At 68.7% G+C, this 18,622-nt stretch carries 12 protein-coding genes; 3 read left to right on the forward strand and 9 right to left on the reverse strand.

The window, feature by feature from the left end:
- Positions 1 to 88 precede the first annotated feature (88 nt).
- Together LO787_RS10005 and LO787_RS10010 are read right to left on the reverse strand one after the other, a co-directional pair.
- Positions 89 to 802, reverse strand: a complete 714-nt coding sequence (locus LO787_RS10005) for an SDR family NAD(P)-dependent oxidoreductase (RefSeq protein ID WP_232495683.1) — start codon at positions 800 to 802, stop codon at positions 89 to 91.
- A complete protein-coding gene (locus tag LO787_RS10010; RefSeq protein ID WP_232495684.1) occupies positions 799 to 1,812 on the reverse strand; it encodes an NADP-dependent oxidoreductase in 1,014 nt (337 codons plus the stop codon). The genes LO787_RS10005 and LO787_RS10010 overlap by 4 nt, the downstream gene beginning before the upstream one ends.
- 154 nt (positions 1,813 to 1,966) lie before the next feature.
- Between LO787_RS10010 and LO787_RS10015 the strand changes: the two genes are divergently transcribed.
- Both LO787_RS10015 and LO787_RS10020 read left to right on the forward strand, forming a co-directional pair.
- Entirely contained in the window at positions 1,967 to 4,291 is a 2,325-nt protein-coding gene (locus LO787_RS10015) for a TonB-dependent receptor (RefSeq protein WP_232495685.1), read from the forward strand.
- A 185-nt stretch (positions 4,292 to 4,476) separates the two neighbouring features.
- The gene (locus tag LO787_RS10020; protein ID WP_232495686.1) at positions 4,477 to 5,241 is read left to right on the forward strand and encodes an SDR family NAD(P)-dependent oxidoreductase; all 765 of its coding nucleotides are present in this window, start codon (positions 4,477 to 4,479) and stop codon (positions 5,239 to 5,241) included.
- 111 nt (positions 5,242 to 5,352) lie between these two features.
- Here LO787_RS10020 and LO787_RS10025 read toward each other — a convergent pair whose 3' ends face one another.
- The 7 genes from LO787_RS10025 to LO787_RS10055 all read right to left on the reverse strand — a co-directional run bounded on the left by LO787_RS10025 (position 5,353) and on the right by LO787_RS10055 (position 16,962).
- Positions 5,353 to 7,776, reverse strand: coding sequence for a hypothetical protein (locus tag LO787_RS10025; protein ID WP_232495687.1), 2,424 nt, complete (start codon positions 7,774 to 7,776; stop codon positions 5,353 to 5,355).
- Positions 7,777 to 7,896: 120 nt separating this feature from the next.
- A complete protein-coding gene (locus LO787_RS10030; protein WP_232495688.1) occupies positions 7,897 to 9,030 on the reverse strand; it encodes a hybrid sensor histidine kinase/response regulator in 1,134 nt (377 codons plus the stop codon).
- The gene (locus LO787_RS10035; RefSeq protein ID WP_232495689.1) at positions 9,027 to 9,590 is read right to left on the reverse strand and encodes a chemotaxis protein CheB; all 564 of its coding nucleotides are present in this window, start codon (positions 9,588 to 9,590) and stop codon (positions 9,027 to 9,029) included. The genes LO787_RS10030 and LO787_RS10035 overlap by 4 nt, the downstream gene beginning before the upstream one ends.
- Positions 9,587 to 10,414, reverse strand: coding sequence for a CheR family methyltransferase (locus tag LO787_RS10040; protein WP_232495690.1), 828 nt, complete (start codon positions 10,412 to 10,414; stop codon positions 9,587 to 9,589). The genes LO787_RS10035 and LO787_RS10040 overlap by 4 nt, the downstream gene beginning before the upstream one ends.
- 18 nt (positions 10,415 to 10,432) lie before the next feature.
- Complete coding sequence (locus LO787_RS10045; protein ID WP_232495691.1) at positions 10,433 to 13,843, reverse strand: response regulator; 3,411 nt, start codon at positions 13,841 to 13,843, stop codon at positions 10,433 to 10,435.
- 87 nt (positions 13,844 to 13,930) lie between these two features.
- Positions 13,931 to 15,253: a sigma-54-dependent transcriptional regulator gene (locus tag LO787_RS10050; RefSeq protein ID WP_232495692.1), complete on the reverse strand. Its 1,323-nt coding sequence runs from the start codon at positions 15,251 to 15,253 to the stop codon at positions 13,931 to 13,933.
- The gene (locus LO787_RS10055; RefSeq protein ID WP_232495693.1) at positions 15,250 to 16,962 is read right to left on the reverse strand and encodes a sensor histidine kinase; all 1,713 of its coding nucleotides are present in this window, start codon (positions 16,960 to 16,962) and stop codon (positions 15,250 to 15,252) included. Before LO787_RS10055 ends, LO787_RS10050 begins: the two co-directional genes overlap by 4 nt.
- Before the next feature lie 273 nt (positions 16,963 to 17,235).
- Here LO787_RS10055 and LO787_RS10060 point away from each other — a divergent pair, with 273 nt between their 5' ends.
- Positions 17,236 to 18,564 carry a dicarboxylate/amino acid:cation symporter gene (locus LO787_RS10060; RefSeq protein ID WP_232495694.1) on the forward strand — a complete coding sequence of 443 codons (1,329 nt, stop codon included), beginning with the start codon at positions 17,236 to 17,238 and terminating at the stop codon, positions 18,562 to 18,564.
- Positions 18,565 to 18,622: the final 58 nt, after the last annotated feature.

Genomic DNA, 18,622 nt, shown 5'->3' on the forward strand with positions numbered 1-18,622 from the left:
CTCCCTCCAGAGGACAGTGCGGCGGGCCTGACCGGTCCGCCGCTTTTTTTTGCGGCAAGCTCCTCCCCGGCACGGGGAGGACTTTGTCCTAATGCCGCACCATCGCGCCGCCATCGACCCACAGGCCGTGCCCCGACACGAAACGCGCGTCGTCGCTGCACAGGAAGGCCACCACGTCGGCGATGTCCTGCGGGCGGCCGAGGCGGCGCAGCGGGGCCTTGCCTTCCCAGAACGTGCGGTATTCCGGCATCTGGTCGAAGGCGGGCGCGGTCATCGGGGTGTCGATGGCGCCGGGCTGGACGCAAGTGGCGGTGACGCCGAAAGGCCCCAGTTCCGCCGCGACCGACTTGGTGAAGCCCAGCACCGCATGCTTGGAGGCGGAATAGGCGCAGAGCCCTTCGTCGCCATACGTCGAAGTGGTCGAGCCGATGGTGACGATCCGTCCCGCGCCATGCGCCTTGAGATGCGGCGTCGCCTCGCGCACCAGCCGGAACACCGCGATCAGGTTCACGTCGAGCACGCGCTGGAAGTAGGCATCGTCGTGCCCTTCGAGGGGGTGGAAGGTGCTGATCCCGGCACAGGGGACCACAATGTCGAGCCCGCCCATCCGCTCCACCGCCGCCGCGACGAGGCGCGCGTTGGCGTCCGGTCCGGTCAGGTCGGCGACGAAATCGACCTCGCCCTGGATATCGGCGGTGAAGACCTGCGCCCCGTCCGCCGCCAGCCGCGCCGCGACCGCCGCGCCGATGCCCGAAGCCGCGCCGGTGACGATGGCCCTGCGGCCCTGCAGACGCCCGCTCATGCGATCTTCAACACGAGCTTGCCGGTGTTCGCACCGGAGAACAGGCGCATGAACGCGGGATAGGCATTTTCCAGCCCCTTTTGCACGTCCTCGTCGGCGCGCAGTTTGCCCTCGGCCAGCCACAGCGCCATCTGCGCGCCACCTTCGGCGAAGCGATGGGCGTAGTCGGCGATCAGGAAGCCATGGATCGTCGCGCGCCGCGCCAGGATCTGCCACAGGTTCCTGAGGCCCAGCTTCTCGGGCGTGTTGTACTCGGCGATGAGGCCGCACAGCACAATCCGGGCGTGGTGCGCGAGGGTGAAGACTTCCGCCTCCAGCACCGGCCCGCCGACGTTCTCGAACACCACGTTCACGCCGTCCGGCGTGGCGGCGGCGATCTCCGCGACCAGCGATGCATGGTCCTTGCCCTTATAGTCGATGGCGGCGTCGAAGCCGTAGTCCTCGACCAGCCGGCGGCATTTCTCCGCGCCGCCCGCGATACCAACGACGCGGCAGCCCATGATGTGTCCGATCTGGCCCACGGCAGAGCCCACCGCCCCCGCCGCACCCGACACCAGCAGCGTCTCTCCGGGTAGCGGCTTCGCCACCTCGGTCAGCCCGAAGTAGGCCGTCAGCCCCACCGCGCCCAGCGCCGAGAGGAAGTTGGAGGGCGATGCCACCGCGTCCACGTCGATCGGCATGGTGAAGCCGCCGGGCATGGCGACGGAATAGTCTTCCAGCGCGTTCAGCCCCATGACCCACTGGCCGACCGCGAAGTCCGGATTGTCGGATGCATGCACCACGCCCACCGTCGTCGCGCGCACCGGATCGCCCAGCGGGATCGGCGGCATGTAGCTTTCCGCGTCGTCCATCCACCCGCGCTGCGCCGGGTCGAGCGAGGCGTAGTGGTTGCGCACCACGATCCCGCCCGGCGGCGGCGCGGGCACCGGCTCCGTCACCAGCGTGAAGTCCTCCGGAACGGGTGAACCCTCGGGCCTGCGCATCAGCAGGAAGCGCCGGTTCTCGGCCATGGCATCGATCTCCTTCGTTTGCGCAGACTGGTCCGATTTCGGACGCTTTCCCGCACCTGTGCAAATCGACAGGTAGGGCCCGAAACAATCCGATGCATAGTGAACACCGGAAGACGGCCACACAGAATCGTGGCCGCACCGGGAGGATAGACTGATGGCATCCGCACATGTTCGCGGAGCGCGAAGCAACGCGCTCTTCAAGCTCGCCCTTGCATCCACCGCCTTGACCGGCATCTCCACATCGGCCTTTGCGCAGGACGCCGCGCCGCAGTCGGCGGAGACCGCAGTGGTCGACCCCAACGAGATCATCGTCTCGGCCCGCCGTCGTTCGGAAACGCTTCAGGAGACCCCGGTCGCCATTACCGCCGTCAGCGCGGCGATGCTGGAGAACAAGGCCTCGGCCAACATCGGCGACCTTCAGGGCGCGGCCCCCGGCCTGCTCATCACCCAGCAGAATTCCGGCGCGCAGGCCGCCAACATCTCGATCCGCGGCCTGACGTATGCCGACATCGAGAAGTCGCAGACCCCGACCGTGGGCGTCGTGGTCGATGGCGTGACCATCGGCACCAACACCGGCCAGTTGCAGGACGCCTTCGACATCGCCCAGATCGAAGTGCTGCGCGGTCCGCAGGGCACGCTGTTCGGCGCGAACACCATCGGCGGCGTCATCAACATCACCCGCACCAAGCCGACGATGGAACCCGGCGTGAAGGCCGAGTTCACGTATGGCCGCTGGAACACCTGGGCGGGCAAGGCCATCGTCAACTACGGCGACGGCGAGACCTGGGGCGTCAAGGCCTGGTACTTCCACAACGAGACCGACGGCTTCTACTACAACGCCATCCGCAACGAACGCGCGGGCGGCAGCAAGGGCGACAGCTACGGCGCCAGCCTGCTGTTCGAGCCGACCGGATCGGGCTTCGACGCGCAGTTGACGGTCGAGAACGTGGTGCAGAGCTTCGAGCCGGTCGTCAGCAACCTGACCAACAGCACCGAACTGTTCTGCGGCCTGATCCCGGCGAACGAGTGCGGCCGCAACAACACGACCGACCTCTACACCGTGTTCACCCTGCCCGCGAAGAGCAAGTACCGCGCACCCAACGCCACCCTGCAGATGAACTACGACCTCGGCGACATCAAGCTCAGCTCGATCACCGGCTGGCGCCATTCCAAGGAAGCCCAGACGCAGGACTTCGACGGGTCTTCGAGCGACCTCTACTACGTCGACCGCCGCCAGAAGTATACGCAATGGAGCCAGGAACTGCGCGCCGCGGGCAACCTGTTCACCGGGTTCGACTACGTCGTCGGCGGGTTCTTCTTCCACTCCAAGTACAGCCTGACGCAGTGGACGCGCTTCTTCGGTTTCGACCCCTCGGTCACGCCGATGGAGTTCGACCAGAACGCGCAGACCAACATCGGCAAGACCACCAGCTACGCCTTCTTCGGAGACTTCAACTGGGCCTTCGCCGACAAGTGGCGCCTCTCGTTCGGCGGTCGCTGGTCGCATGACAACAAGAAGCTGACCAACAGCTTCGCGACACAGGGCCTGATCGGATCGGGCGATGCGAACTTCACCAAGTTCACGCCCAAGGTCGGCATCGACTATCGCCCCAACAGCGACATCATGCTCTATGCAAGCTGGTCACGCGGCTATCGTTCGGGCGGCTTCAGCCCCCGCGCCGCCACCGCGCTCACCGCGAGCACGCCGTTCCAGCCCGAGACCGTCGATGCCTACGAAGTCGGCGCGAAGTTCTCGCTGTTCGACCGGATGCTGGACATCAACCTTGCGGGCTACGTGTCCGACTACAAGGACATGCAGCAGAACCTGACCGTGCCGGGCGGCCCGCTGGGCAACCAGACGATCACCGGCAACGTGCCGGGCGGCGCGATCATCAAGGGCATCGAGGCCGACGCCACGCTGCGCATCACCCCGCAGTTCCGCATCACTGCGTCGACCGCCTACATGAAGTCCCACTTCCGCGACTTCATCACCTGCGGCGCCTATGCCGCCGGAACCGCCGCCGCCAACAGTTGCGGCGCGGGTCTGGTGCCGTTCGACTACTCTGCCAACCGCCTGATCTACGCGCCGAAGTTCACCGGCTCGATCAACGCGGACTACGAGATCCCGACCAGCTTCGGCAAGATCGTGGCCACCGGTGGCTGGCGCCACATCAGCCGCTACGACGAGCAGATCTCGCAGGCCTCGCTCACCCCGACGGTGGACGGTTCAGGCAACGTGACCGGCGTGACCGTCAACGGCAACGACCCGCGCGTGCGCACCACCACGCAGGATCTCCTCGACGCCAGCCTGACGGTGAATTTCGACCTCGGCGACAAGGAAGCCTACGTGCGCGTGTTCGGGCGCAACCTCGCCAACGAGAAGACCTCGACGCACGCCTTCACGGTGGCGGGGCTGTTCTCGTTCGGCATGGCGCTGGAGCCGCGCACCTATGGCGCGACGGTGGGCGTGAAGTTCTGAACTGATACCCCGCGGGGGGTAACAGGGGGTGTCCGGCAGTCCCCTCTGCCGGGCACCCCTCACTTTTGATCCCGCTTCGTCATTGCGAGCGTAGCGAAGCAATCCGGAACCGGACCGCTTGCCCCGGATTGCTTCGCTACGCTCGCAATGACGAAATTTTCGAACATGAAGAAGGAATACATCTGATGGGCCGTCTCGAAGGCAAGATCACTCTGGTAACCGGCGCGGGCAACCCGCGCGGCCTCGGCGCCGCCACCGCGCAGCGCTTCGCGGAGGAAGGCGCCTTCGTCTACGTCACCGATCTCGCCCTCGCCGATGCGGAAGGCGTCGCGGCCTCGATCCGCGAGGCGGGCGGCCAGGCCGAGGCCCATGCGCAGGACGTCACCAGCGAAGCCTCGTGGGACGAACTGTTCGCCGCCATCGAGAAGGGCCACGGCCGCCTCGACGTGCTGGTCAACAACGCGGGCATCGCCGTCCTCAAGCCCCTGTCGGAACTGACCGCCGCCGACTGGGAAAGGCAGAACAAGGTCAACCTCGACAGCGTATTCTACGGCACCCAGCGCGCGGTGGCGTTGATGCGCAAGATCGGACAGGGCGGCTCGATCGTGAACCTCTCGTCCATCGGCGGGCTCGTCGGCGTGCAGATGTGCGGGGCCTACGGCGCGGCCAAGGGCGGCGTGCGGATCTTCTCCAAAGTGGTGGCGATGGAATGCGCGGCGGAAAACATCCGGTGCAACTCCGTCCACCCCGGCATGATCGAGACCGCGATGCAAGACGTCGCCCGCCGCGACAATCCGGAAGGCTTCAAGGAGATCGTCTCCGGCATCCCGATGAAGCGCATGGGCACCCCGCTCGACATCGCCCACATGAACCTGTTCCTCGCCAGCGACGAGGCGAACTACATCACCGGCTGCGAGTTCGTGGTGGACGGCGGTGTCACCGCGATGTGACGCGTAAGCCCCTGCTCGTCATTCCCGCGAAGGCGGGAACCCATCTCGTGACGGTTCGTGTTGCGCCGTCATCAGTTGGGTCCCCGCCTTCGCGGGGATGACGGTTAGAGGCTAGCCCGTCACCAGCTTCACCGCGTTTTGCGGGGCATCCCGCAGGCGCAGGTGGAGCGTGCCGTCGGCAGGCCTGGGAACCTCCAGCGAGCGCCCGGTATAGCCCTGCGGCACCGCGACCGGCTGCGCGAACCCGGCCTCCGCCGCGACCGCGTCGATCAGGAACAGGCTGCGCCCGGTGATCGCGCACTTGTCCGCCGTGCAGGTGACGGCCTCGATGCGCGGCAGGCGGACCACCGTCGTCAGCGGCGTCCAGTCGCCCTGCCCGCCCGGCCCCTTGCGCACCACTCGGAAGCGCAGCGCACCGAAGGTCGCGGGCGGCAGGTCGGCGGCCCTGAGCGTCGCCACCAGCACTTCCGGGCTCTCCAGGCTGAGGCCCTTGCCCGCTTCCAGCCGCGCGATGGCGTCGCCCTGCGCGGCGGCGACCTCCACCACGTCGGCGGGACCGAACTTCATCCCCGGCGCCGCCTTGAGCGAGAACACCATCTCGCCGTTGTCTGGCAGCAGGTCGCCCGAACCGAGGTCGAGCGCCTTCGCGCCCTGCTCGGTCGGGCCGGGATAGACGGTGCGGCCCAGCACCTGCACCTGAGGGCGCGGCGGGCCGATGCGCACCGGCAGGTTCAGCGTGCGGCCGTCCTCCAGCTTGACGGCGGCCTTGTCGGAGCCTGCCTGTGCCGGAGCCTTGCCGGTGCCCTGCGCGACCAGGCGCAGCCGGTCGGTCCCGCCCTCGCGCGTGAGCCCGTCGGGCCGGAACTCCACGTCGCCCACCATGACCGCGCGCACCTGATCGAGCCGCTGCCCGGTCAGGAAGCCCTGCGTATCCCCGGCAGGCATCTCAAGCGCATCGAGCCGGCTCGCCTGCACCCGCGCGCGCAGCGTCACCGTCTGCGCCGCAGCCTCGGTCTTGCCCGCGCCGCGCTGGCGCAGCTCGATCTTCATCTCGCCCGCAGGCACGTCGGTGAGCGGCACGGTGACGCCCAGCCGCCGCCCTTCGAGCGCCTTCCACGTCAGCGGACGCGCCGCGCCATTGGGCTGCCGCAACGTCACTTCCTCGACGCAGCCGGGCGCCGCGCCTTCCAGCACGACCTCGTTGTTGCGCCCCACGATCAGGCCGTCGGCATCGCCCGAAACCTTCCACGGATCGCCGCCGGGGCGCTGGAGCACGAAGTCCGGCCCCTCGAACGGCACGAAGCCCCAGACACCGTGCAGGTGCGCCTTCACGTCACCGACGAAGGCGGCGGGCAGCGTCTCGGCATCCATCACGTAGCCGCCCTTGTCGACGCGCGGGCGGACCGGCACTTCCAGCGTCTGGCCGGAGGCGGAGGTCAGCCTGACCTTCATGTTGTGCGCGAACTCGGTGGAGAACACCAGCGGCGCGCCCTCCACCGGCAGCACCGCGCCTGCGGCCATGCAGATCGGCCCCTTGGCGGTGCTGCGCAGCTGCGGCGGGATGTCCGCCTCGACCGCAGGCATCGCGGTCAGCATCACGGACTTGGGCTTCTTGAACGAGGGCGCGGCGTTCAGCAGCAGCGACATCCGGTCGCCCTGCCGCGTCGTCAGCGTCGGCAGGTAGTTGAACTCGGGATTGTTGAACGCGCCGAAGATCTTCGCCACGTCGCGCGCGACCGCGATGTAGGCGCTGTAATAGCCCGCCCCGCCCTCGCGCGTGTTGGCTAGCTGGAGCGCAAGGTCGGTCGGCGTGCCGGTGATCGTCTCCGCCAGCGAACTGGTGTGGACGTCGTTGAGGACGAGCGATTCCCGGTTCTGGACGAGGCACGACGCCTGCGATTCGATCACCTTGTTGAGGCAATCCTCCTGCAGCTTGATCGACAGGCTGCGCGCCAGAACCGGGGCGACGGTGCGCAGGTATTCCGGCCCGTTGTCATCCTGCGCGCGGATCGCGGAGAGGAAAGCCTCCAGCCGCGAATGGTCGAGCGAGGCCTGGTTGAGATCCTGGCTGGCGCGCACGAATTCGCCCGGCTTGCCGCGCACCGCATCCATCAGCACGCCTTCCGCGCCGCCGGTCTCGGGCACCATCAGCAGCACCATCTGCCGCGCCTCCTTGGGCACGGTCAGGGTCAGCGTGTTGTCCTTCTCCTTGGCCTTCCAGGTGCGGGCGAGCGCGATCCAGTCCTTCGGCGGCGGGTTCGTCGCCCCGCGCAGGAAGGCGGACATCAGCACGAAGTTGGCGCTTTGCGTCTCGGGCAGCGCGCCGTGGACGACCACCTTGTCCCCGGCGGCGAGGCTCGGCACCCGCGCGATCGGCAGGGTCTGCCCGTCGCGTGTCACCTCGATGCGCAAGTCCGGGCCGGAAAGCTCGAACGGCGCGGGATCGGCCCATGCCGCCGACGCGCCGCAGGCGAGCGCCAGCGAAAGGGACGCAGCCCGGGCAGGAAAACGGCGATTCGGCGATCTCTTCGGCAAGAACCTGAAATCCTGTCGTTGTCAGTCCAGAACGCCCCCGGCGCTGAGCTTAACCGGATGGGCTACGCGCGTTAGAGCGCGCGGCTGCCGGTTGAAAGCCCGCAAGGCGGCGAGTTGTTCCTACTGCCCGCCCAATGGCAGACTCACGATGAACGTGCTCCCCTGCCCTGCGCCCGCGCTCTCCACCCGGATCGACCCGCGATGCAGCTCGACGAGCTGGCGCACCAGCGCGAGCCCGATGCCGAGCCCGCCCTTGGCATAGCCGCGGTGATCGTCGACCTGCGTGAACATCCCGAAGATATGCGGCTGCATCTCGGCCGGGATGCCGACGCCGTTGTCGGAGACGCGGATCTCCACCATCCTGCCGAAGACGATCGCGGAAAGGCCGATCTCCCCGCCCTCCGGCGTATACTTCGCCGCATTGTTGAGCAGGTTGGCGACGACCTGCGCAAGCCGGGTATAGTCCCCGTCGAGCACGACGGGCTCCGGCGGCACGTCGATGGTCAGGCGGTGGCCCGCGCCCTCGATGTTGTGGCGGCTGCCCTCCAGCGCGGAGGAGAGGATCGCGTCCAGTTCGATACGCTCGATCCGCAGCGACACCTTGCCCTCGCTGACGCGCGAGACGTCGAGCAGGTCTTCGACCATGCGCGAGAGGTGGAACAGCGTGCGCCCCATCCGCTCGCGGATTTCCTCCGCCTGACCCGCGGCGCGCGGGCGGCCGAGCAGGTCGAGCCCGCTCATCAGCGCCGCCACCGGGTTGCGCAGTTCGTGGGCGAGGACGGCGAGGAACCGGTCCTTGTGCGCATCGGCGAGCCGAAGCGCCTCGGCGGCAGCGGCCAGTTCGTCGCGCTGGGCGGCGATCTGGCGGCGCTGGCGGTGGAGATCGAAGAAGACCTCCGCCTTGCTGCGCAGGATGTCGGGTTCGATCGGCTTGTGGATGAAGTCCACCGCGCCCGCCTCGTAGCCCCGGAACCGGCGACGGCTGTCGGCGCCGCCCGCCGTCACGAAGATGATCGGCACATGGCGCGTGCGCTCGCTGCCGCGCATGATCTCGGCCAGTTCGAAGCCGTCCATGTCGGGCATCTGCACGTCGAGCAGGGCGAGTGCGACGTCGTGCGACAGCAGCAGTTCCAGCGCCTCCTCGCCCGAATGCGCCTTGAGCACCGCCACGCCCTCGCCCGCCAGCAGCGCCTCCAGCGCGAGGAGGTTGGCGGGCAGATCGTCGACGAGGAGGACGTTGACCGGATCGCTCATGCCGCATGCCCCGCTTCGATCAGGCATTCGACGATCCCGTCGAGCGAGAGCATCCGCGCCTGCCCGCAGACCGCCAGCGCGGCGTCGGGCATGGCGCGGGCGTAGGCCGTCGCCGGATCCTGCACGAAGACGCGGCCGCCCGCCTCGCCCACGGCCTTGAGGCCCCGAGCGCCGTCCTCGTTCGCGCCCGTCAGCACCACGCCCATCAGGTCCGGGCCGTAAGCATCGGCGGCGCTTTCGAACAGCACGTCGATCGAGGGGCGGGAGAAGAACACCGGCTCCTCGGTGGACAGCGAGATGGTGCCACCCGCCTCGACCAGCATGTGATAGTCCGGCGGGGCGAAGTAGACGGTGCCGGGCTCGATCGGCTCCTTGTCCTCGGCCTCGCGCACGGGCAGGCGGCACTTGCCCGCGAAGAGGCCCGCCAGCTCGCTCTTGCGGCCCGGCGGGACGTGAACCACTGCCAGCACCGGCAGCGCGTAGCCGGAGGGCAGCGCGGGCAGGATGCGCAGCAGCGCATGGATCGCCCCCGCCGACGCGCCGATGGCGACCGCCCTCATGCCTTGCGCCTCTGGTAGATCTTCTCCTCGCGCACGAAGTCCGCGAAATCCTCCGAATGCGCCGAGAACCGCAGCGTCTCCTTGGAGCCGAGGCCGAGGAACCCGTTGCGGATCAGCGAGTCCCGGAACAGACCGATGGCGCGGTCCTGCAGGTCGCGGTCGAAGTAGATCATCACGTTGCGGCAGGAGATCAGGTGCATCTCCGAGAACACCGCGTCGGTGACGAGGCTGTGGTCGGAGAACACCACCCGCTCGCGCAGCGACTTGTCGAAGACCGCGCCGCCGTAGCCGGTGGTGTAGTAGTCCGAGAGCGAGGACTTGCCGCCCGAGAGGCGATGGTTCTCGGTGAAGGTCTTCAGCCGCTCCACCGGGTAGATGCCGCGCGCGGCGATCTCCAGCGCCTCCTGGTTGATGTCGGTCGCGTAGAACAGCGTGCGGTCCTCCAGCCCTTCCTCGCGGAAAAGGATGGCGAGCGAATGCAGTTCCTCGCCCGCGCTGCATCCCGCGATCCACACCTTGAGCGAAGGGTAGGTGCGCAGGTGCGGCACCACCTTCTCGCGGATGGCGCGGAAGTACGACGGGTCGCGGAAGAAGTCGCTGACCTGCACGGTCATGAAGCGCAGCACGCGCGAGGCGGCGGCGGGATCGTGGAGCAGCTTGTCCTGCAGGGCCGAGAACGTCTTCAGCCCCATCCGGTCGCGCGCCTGCCGCAGCCGCCGCTTGATCGATGCCTGCGCATAGTTGCGGAAGTCGTAGTGATACCGCCGATAGATCGCCTCCAGCAGCAGGCGGATCTCGATGTCCTCGATCTTCTCGCTGTCCATCGTCAGGCGCTCCGCATCCTATCGCGGCATCCACACGCGCACGAGGCTGAGCAGCTTGTCGACGTCGAGCGGCTTGGCCATGTAGTCGTTCGCGCCCGCCTCGATGCAACGCTCCTGATCGTCGGGCATGGCCTTGGCGGTCAGCGTGATGACCGGCAGCCGCGCCCAGCGCGGATCCTTGCGGATGGCGCGGGTGGCGGTGAGGCCGTCCATCACCGGCATCATCACGTCCATCAGCACGAGGTCGATCCGCTTCGCATCGTCGCCCGAGGCCGCTTCCAGCGCGTCGAGCGCCTCCTGTCCGTTGCGCGCGATCTCCACCACCGCGCCCTGCGGTTCGAGGATGTTGGTGAGCGAGAAGACGTTGCGCACGTCGTCCTCCACCACGAGGATGCGGCGGCCTTCGAGGATGGCGTCGCGGTTGCGCGCGGCGCGGATCATCGTCTGCTGCTCCGCCGGAAGGTCGGTGACGACCTGGTGCAGGAACAGCGAGACCTCGTCCAGCAGGCGCTCGGGTGAGCGCGCGCCCTTGATGATGATCGAGTCCGAATAGCGGCGCAGGCGCTGCTCGTCGGCGGGCGACAGTTCGTGCCCGGTGTAGACGATGACCGGCGGGAAGGCATAGGCGCCCTCCCGGCTCAGCGTCTCCAGCAGGGTGAAACCGCTGGCGTCCGGCAGGTTGAGGTCGAGCACCATGCAGTCGAAGGTGCCCTCGCGCAGCGCCTCGAGGCACTCGGCGGCGCTGGCGACGCCCACCGTCTCGACATCGCCGGTGGCAAGCAGGCGGCTGACCGCGTCGCGCTGCACGGCGTCGTCCTCGACGATCAGCACGCGGCGCACTTCGGATGACAGTTTGGCGGCCAGCGCTTCCAGCACGCCCGCCAGTTCCTCGCGCTTCACCGGCTTGATGAGGTAGCCGATCGCGCCCAGCGCCAGCGCGGTCTGGGTATGGTCGCTGCCCGAGACGACGTGGACCGGGATGTGCCGCGTCTCGACATCGCGCTTGAGGCGGTCGAGCAGGGCGAGGCCCGACTGGTCGGGCAGGCCGACGTCGAGCACCACCGCATGCGGCTTGAACGTGCGCGCAAGGTTGAGCGCCTCCTCGGCGGTGCCGGTGACGAGGCACTGGAAGCCCATCTCGCGCGAGATGTCGCGCACGATGCCCGCGAAGCTGGCGTCGTCCTCCACCACCAGCAGCACGCGCTGGGTGGGGGCGAGGGTGTCGCGGTCATCCTCGACCTGGCGCTGGATCGGCACGGCGCGGGCGGGTGCCGTCGGTGCGGCGGGCGCCTGCGGGGCGGGGGCGCTGACCGGGACGGTCGGGGCCTGAACCTCGGCGGCGTCGTAGACCGCCGGGATCGTCAGCGTGAAGCGGCTGCCCTCGCCCGGCACGCTGGTGAGCGCGATCGAGCCGCCCAGCAGGCGCGCCAGTTCGCGCGAGATCGAGAGGCCGAGGCCGGTGCCGCCGAACTTGCGGCTGATCGTGCCGTCCGCCTGCCGGAACGCCTCGAAGATCGCCTTCTGCTGTTCCGGGGGAATGCCGATGCCGGTGTCGCTGACCGCGATCGCGAGCCGTCCATCCGCCTCGGGCGCGATTTCGAGGCGGACGCTGCCGCGCTCGGTGAACTTGAAGGCGTTCGACAGCAGGTTCTTGATGATCTGTTCGAGCCGCTGGCGGTCCGTCTCGATCTCCAGCGGCGTGCCCGGCGCGACGGCGATCTCGAATGCGAGCGCGCGGTTGGCGGCGATGGGCTGGAAGACCTGCCGCAGATCGTTCGCGAAGCGCTCCACCAGCACCGATTCCGGCCGGATCTGGAGGTGCCCCGCCTCGATCTTCGACAGGTCGAGGATGTCGTTGATGAGCGCCAGCAGGTCGTTGCCCGCCGACTCGATGGTGCGCGCGAACTGCACCTGCTCGCCGGTCAGGTTCTCGCCGCGGTTGTCGCCGAGCAGCTTGGACAGGATCAGCAGCGAGTTCAGCGGCGTGCGCAGTTCGTGGCTCATGTTCGCCAGGAAGTCGCTCTTGTAGCGGCTCGCCTGCTCCAGTTCGGCCGCCTTGGCCTCGACCGCCTCGTTCGAGCGGGCGAGATCGTCGCGCTGGTTTTCCAGCAGCTGCGCCTGTTCCTCCAGCTGCGAGTTGGTCTGCTCCAGCTCGACCTGCTGTTGTTCGAGATTCGCCTGCGATTCCTTGAGCGCGCGGCCCTGCTCCTCCAGTTCCTCGTTGGAGACGCGCAGTTCCTCGCTCTGGACCTGCAATTCCTCGGCATGGTGCTGAAGCTGCGAGCGGTAGCGGGCGGAGCGCAGCGCCACGCCCATCGCGGCGGAAATCTCCGCAAGGAAGGCCAGAACCTGCTCGTCCACCGGCTGCAGGAAGCCGAGTTCGATCACGCCCTCGACCGACCCGTCCGCCGCGCCCGGCGCGATGACGAGGTGGCGCGGACGGTCGCTGCCGAGGCCGGAGCCGATGGTCAGGTAGCCGTCGGGAATGTCGGAGAGCACCACCGGCTGCCCGTCCGCCGCGACCTGCCCGAGCAGGCCCTGCTTGCGGTTGAACCGCTCGACGATCTGCGCGTCCGGCGCGACGCCGTAGGATGCGATGCGGCGGAAGTGCCCGTTCTCGGCCGCGAAGATCGCGCCCGCCTGCGCGCCCACGAAGCGCGTGAGGAACCCGAGGATGCTTTCGCCCAGCGGCTCGATGGTCTGGTCGCCCAGTACGGCGGAGGACAGTTCGACCTGCCCGGCCTGCATCCACTGCTGGCGGTCGGCGGCCATGGTGGCGCGGCGGATCAGCAGGCCGATCACCAGCGTCAGCACGATGCCGAGCGCGCAGGACATGACGCCGCTGACCCACGCCGAACGATAGGCCAGTTCCATCTCGGCCAGCCGCTCGACGCGCAACTGCTCCTCGGTCTGGCGCATCTCGGCGATGCGGGCGCGGATCTCGTCCATCTCGACCTTGCCGCGATCGCTGTTGACGATTTCCAGCGCGGCGGCCTCGCCGGTCGTCCGGCGCGCGGCGATGCTCTCCGCCAGTTCGACCAGCTTGGCGTCGACATGGCGGCGCAGCGGCGCGATGCGGGCCTGCTGCTCGGGGTTGTCGCGGGTGAGCGTCGCGACCTTGTCCATCCGCGCGCCGACGTCGGACACGGCGGCGTTGTAGGGATCGAGGTACTGCTGGCGCCCGGTCAGCAGGAAGCCGCGCTGGCCCGTCTCGGCGTCCTTCACGGCGGAAAGCAGCGCGGTGATGGAGACGATCACTTCATGCGAATGGACGATCCGGTCCGCGCCTTCGCGCAGCGAGCGGACGTTCATGAACGCCACGGTGCCGCTGGTGAGGAAGAACAGGATGGCGATGGCGAGGCCGAAAGCCGTGCGCGGGTCGAGGCCGGGTTTGCGCTGCGAACCTGCGCGACGGGAACTGCTCTGCATCTAGACGCGCCAACCTTGCTTTCCGGGACAGCATCGCTTGGGGGGGATTCGCCACGAGATCAAGGTTTTCGTAACCCTGTTCGCGCGTCATCCGCGCCCGGCACTGCCCTTGCGCAGTCCGGGCAGGTCGATGCCGTGCTTGTGGACCTTGTAGTAGAAGGTCTTGCGCGGGATGCCGAGCCGCCGGATCGCCGCGCCAATCTCTCCGTTCGCGGCGACGACGGCGGCGATGATCGTCTCGCGCTCGAAGGCGTCGAGGCGCTGGGGGAGCGTATCGCCCTCCGCCGCGGGCTGCACGGCATAGGCGGGCTCGATCAGGCCGAGGACGAATCGCTCGGCGAAATGCGCCAGTTCGCGCACGTTGCCGGGCCAGTCGTGGCTCGACAGATGCTCGCGCACTGCCGCCGTCATCACCGGCAGCGGCATCCGCAGGCGCGAGGCGGCGCTTCCGGCGAGGTGAGCGAAGAGCGCGGGCACGTCCTCGCGCCGCTCACGCAGCGGCGGCATCCGCAGGCGCAGCGCGGCAAGGCGATAGAACAGGCCCGGCGCGACCTTCTCCGCAAGCTCGCCGTCGCCGACGCCGCCCGTGGCGATCACGCGCAGGTCCAGCGGCAGCGGCTCGCGCGCGCCGGGGCTGCGTAGCACGCGGTCCTCGACCAGCGGCGTCAGCCGGGCCTGCAGGCGGCGCGATGCCTGGTCGATGTCGTCGAGGAACAGCGTGCCGCGCGTGGCCGAGGCGATGCTGGCCTCTCCCGCCATGGCGAAGAGCTCGTCCTCCAGCGCCTCGGGCAGCGCCGCGCAGGATACGGTGACGAAGCGATGGCGCGAACGCTTGCCCGCGCGGTGGATCAGCCTTGCGAGCAGTTCCTTGCCGGTCCCCGTCTCGCCCTCGATGAAGAGGTCGATGTCGGTGTTGGCGAGCGTCGGGATCATCTCGCGCAGCCGCCGGATCGCCGGGGACTGGCCGACGAGGCCCGAGGCTTCGTCCTCCTGCGCGGCTGCCCGCAGCCGCCGGTTGTCGAGCGCGAGCGCGCGCGCCGTCGCCGCCCGGTCCGCCGCCGCGACGAGGGCCTGCGGGTCGAACGGCTTGGTCAGGAAGTCCCACGCACCCGCCTTCAGCGCATCGACCGCCATCGTCACGTCGCCGTGCCCGGTGACGAGGATCACCGGAAGCTCCGGGTCACACTCGTGCAGGGTGCGGAACAGTTCGGTGCCCGACATGTGCGGCATCCGCACGTCGCTGACGACGATGCCCGGCCACTCCGCGTCGATGGCGGCAAGCGCGGGCGCGGCGGCGGCAAAGCCCTCCACCGCGAAGCCCGCAAGCGTCAGCACCTGCGCGGTCGAGGCACGCAGGTCGTCGTCGTCCTCCACCAGCGCGACGCGGCGGGTCTCGGCAGTCGTGCTCATGCGCTGCGCCTCAGGGTGATGACGAAGCAGGCGCCGCGTTCGGACGGCGCCAGCAGCAGCGTGCCGCCGAAGTCCTCGACGATGTCCTTCGAAATGACGAGGCCGAGGCCCAGCCCGGTCGGACGGCTGGTGGCGAAGGGGGTGAACAGCCGGTCTGCCACCTCGGGCGCGATGCCGGGGCCATTGTCCTGTATGACGATGCAGACGCTTTCCGGCCCCGGCTCGACCGTCATCGCGACCCGCGCATCGGCCTGACCTTCCAGCGCCTCCAGCGCATTCTGGAGGATGTTGACGAGCACCTGCTCCAGCCGGACATGCCCGCCGAACACGATCACGTCCGACGACACCACCGGCGCCTCGAAGTCCACGCGCGACAAGCGTTCCTTGAGGAGCAGGCCCGCGCCCTCGATCACTTCGGCCAGCGGGATCGGCCCGCCCGCGCGGCTGCCCTTGCGGGCGAACCCGCGCAGTTCGGACGTCACCGCGCCGATCCGCTCGGCAAGGCGGTCGATGGCACGCAGGTTGTCGTGGACCATGTCCTGCGAGCCCATCTCCAGAAGCTGGCGCGAGGTCGCGGCGTAGTTGCGGATCGCGGCGACGGGCTGCGCGGTCTCGTGCGCGACGCTGGCCGTCACCTGCCCGAGCGTCGCCAGCCGGTTCGCCTGCCGCAGCCCCTCGCGCAGTTGCGCGGCGTGAGTCTCGGTGGCGACGCGCTCCTCGATCTCGCGGCGCAGGTCGGCGGTGCGTTCGGCGACGACGGCTTCGAGTTGCGCGGTGCGCTCGCGGCGGCGGCGGCCCCGCTCGGCAAGGAAGGCCGCGAGCGCGAACAGCGCCAGCGTCGCCAGCGCAGCGCCGATCTGCGCGGTGCGCACCGCCGCATCCACCGTGCCGCGCATCGGCAGCGCGAGGTTGACGCGCCAGCCCGCCGCATCGGGGGCGGTCGTCACCAGCAGGGAATCGCCACGTTCTCCGGGCAGGCGCACCGTCGCGCCGTCCATGCGGACGAACGGCGAGGGACGGAACGCGCCGACGCCCACCCTCTCACGCGCACGGCGGTCCTGCTCGGGCGCCATCGGGCGCGTCGCCGCGTAGCGCCAGCCGGGATTGCTGGTGACGAGGATCACGCCGTTGCGGTCGGTCACGAAAGTCGTGCCGCTCGCCTCGCGCCACTGCGCCTCGAGGCTGTCGAACTCCATCTTCATGACCACCACGCTGCCCCCGTAGGCGCGGCGGGCGAAGAACAGGCCGGGGCGGTGGCTCACCGTGCCGAGCGCGAACTGCTGGCCGGTGCCCGACTGCGCGGCGGCGCGGAAGTAGGGGCGGAAGCTGTAGTCCTTGCCCAGAAAGCTGCGCGGATCGCGCCAGTTGCTCGCCGCCAGCGTCAGGCCATCGGCGCGGATGACGTAGATGATCGGCGAGCCGAGCGTGCCGGAGAGCCGCTCCAGCTTGGCGTTCATCACGTCCTGCGCGCCCGGCCTGCCCGACACCAGCGCCACCAGGTCGCGGTCGTCCGCCAGCGCCAGCGGGAGCAGGCGGAACCGCGCGACTTCGTTGGCGAGCAGCGCCTGTCGCAACCGCGCATCCGCCATCGCCTCCGCCACAAAGCGCTGCGTCGCACCCGCCCGCACGACCGCGCCCACCCCGAACGCCGTCAGCGCCGCGAAGGCGAGCGCGGCGAGAAGCCAGGGAATGTACCTCGAACGGATCACGCGATGTCCATGCAACGCCCCGGATCGGGGCCGGACTCACGGATAGACCAGCCTCGGCCCATGTGCAAATTTCTGCACTTTCGTTTCGATGGCGAGGCAGGAATCGGGACATCGGCCCCTCACCACTTCTCACAAACCCTTGCAAAACTGCGCTTCGCGCGTTTCCGCAATTCCCCTTTGCGCGCAGCGGCATTGAGCGCAATTTCCTCTCAGGCACGAGCGGCGTCCCAAGGGCGTCGTCTGCGTCCCGAGGATGACGAAGGCTACACCCGCATGCACTACGAACCGTCGCACATTCAGCCCGCCGTTCCGGCCGCTCCGAAGCGCTGGTACACGCACCTCTACGTCCAGGTTCTCGCCGCGATCACCGCGGGCGTACTGGTAGGCCACTTCTACCCGGCCACCGGCGAATCGCTGAAGCCTATCGGCGACATGTTCATCAAGCTGGTGAAGATGGTGATCGCACCGGTCATCTTCCTCACCATCGTGACCGGCATCGCGGGTATGCGTGACCTCGGCTCGGTCGGGCGCGTGGCGGCGAAGGCCTTCGCCTACTTCCTGTTCTTCTCGACGCTGGCGCTGATCGTCGGCCTGATCGTGGCGAACGTCGTGCAGCCGGGCTCCGGCTTCAACATCGACCCCGCCACGCTCGACGCCAGCAAGGTCGCCCAGTATTCCGAGAAGGCGCACGAGACCTCGCTCGTCGGCTTCCTCAACGCGATGATCCCGGACACGCTGGTGTCTTCGCTGGCGCAGGACAACATCCTGCAGGTGCTGGTCGTCGCGATCCTGTTCGGCATCTCGCTGGCCTCCATCGGCGAGCGGGGCGAGCGCGTGCTCGCGATCCTCGACGATATCTCGATCGTCGTGTTCAAGCTCGTCTCGATGGTGATGAAGCTGGCCCCGATCGGCGCGTTCGGCGCGATGGCCTTCACCATCGGCAAGTACGGCGTCGGCAGCCTCGCCAACCTCGCGCAGCTCGTCGCGACGTTCTACGTGACCTCGATCCTGTTCGTGGTGGTCGTGCTGGGCGCGGTCGCCCGTCTGTGCGGCTTCTCGATCTTCAAGCTGATCGCCTACCTCAAGGGCGAACTGCTGCTGGTGCTCGGCACCTCGTCCTCGGAAAGCGCCCTGCCCGCCCTCATCGAGAAGATGGAGCGCGCCGGCTGCCCCAAGGCCGTGGTCGGCCTCGTCGTCCCCACCGGTTACTCGTTCAACCTCGACGGCACCAACATCTACATGACGCTGGCGGCGCTGTTCATCGCGCAGGCCTGCAACGTCGACCTGACGCTCGGCCAGCAGCTGCTGCTGCTCGGCGTGGCGATGCTCTCGTCCAAGGGCGCGGCAGGCGTCACCGGCGCGGGCTTCATCACGCTGGCCGCCACGCTCTCGATCGTGCCCTCGGTGCCGGTCGCGGGCATGGCGCTGATCCTCGGCGTCGACCGCTTCATGTCGGAGTGCCGCAGCCTGACGAACTTCGTCGGCAACGCGGTGGCGACGATCGTCGTCTCGCGCTGGGAGGGCAAGCTGGACCACGCCCGCCTCGACGCCGCGCTGGCGGGGGAAACCCTGCCGGAGCCCGCGCTGCTCCCGGCGGAATGATATCGGCCGGCTGAGGCCGGCCGCATACCAGAACAATAAATACGACAGAGGGTTGCCT

The organism is Novosphingobium kaempferiae, from assembly GCF_021227995.1.
Lineage (GTDB): Bacteria > Pseudomonadota > Alphaproteobacteria > Sphingomonadales > Sphingomonadaceae > Novosphingobium > Novosphingobium kaempferiae.

What these genes read in the sequence shown, in the direction of transcription:
- LO787_RS10005 (WP_232495683.1), bottom strand. Translation starts at nt 802, where the DNA reads ATGAGCGGGCGTCTGCAGGGCCGCAGGGCCATCGTCACCGGCGCGGCT.
- LO787_RS10010 (WP_232495684.1), bottom strand. Translation starts at nt 1,812, where the DNA reads ATGGCCGAGAACCGGCGCTTCCTGCTGATGCGCAGGCCCGAGGGTTCA.
- LO787_RS10015 (WP_232495685.1), top strand. Translation starts at nt 1,967, where the DNA reads ATGGCATCCGCACATGTTCGCGGAGCGCGAAGCAACGCGCTCTTCAAG.
- LO787_RS10020 (WP_232495686.1), top strand. Translation starts at nt 4,477, where the DNA reads ATGGGCCGTCTCGAAGGCAAGATCACTCTGGTAACCGGCGCGGGCAAC.
- LO787_RS10030 (WP_232495688.1), bottom strand. Translation starts at nt 9,030, where the DNA reads ATGAGCGATCCGGTCAACGTCCTCCTCGTCGACGATCTGCCCGCCAAC.
- LO787_RS10035 (WP_232495689.1), bottom strand. Translation starts at nt 9,590, where the DNA reads ATGAGGGCGGTCGCCATCGGCGCGTCGGCGGGGGCGATCCATGCGCTG.
- LO787_RS10040 (WP_232495690.1), bottom strand. Translation starts at nt 10,414, where the DNA reads ATGGACAGCGAGAAGATCGAGGACATCGAGATCCGCCTGCTGCTGGAG.
- LO787_RS10045 (WP_232495691.1), bottom strand. Translation starts at nt 13,843, where the DNA reads ATGCAGAGCAGTTCCCGTCGCGCAGGTTCGCAGCGCAAACCCGGCCTC.
- LO787_RS10050 (WP_232495692.1), bottom strand. Translation starts at nt 15,253, where the DNA reads ATGAGCACGACTGCCGAGACCCGCCGCGTCGCGCTGGTGGAGGACGAC.
- LO787_RS10060 (WP_232495694.1), top strand. Translation starts at nt 17,236, where the DNA reads ATGCACTACGAACCGTCGCACATTCAGCCCGCCGTTCCGGCCGCTCCG.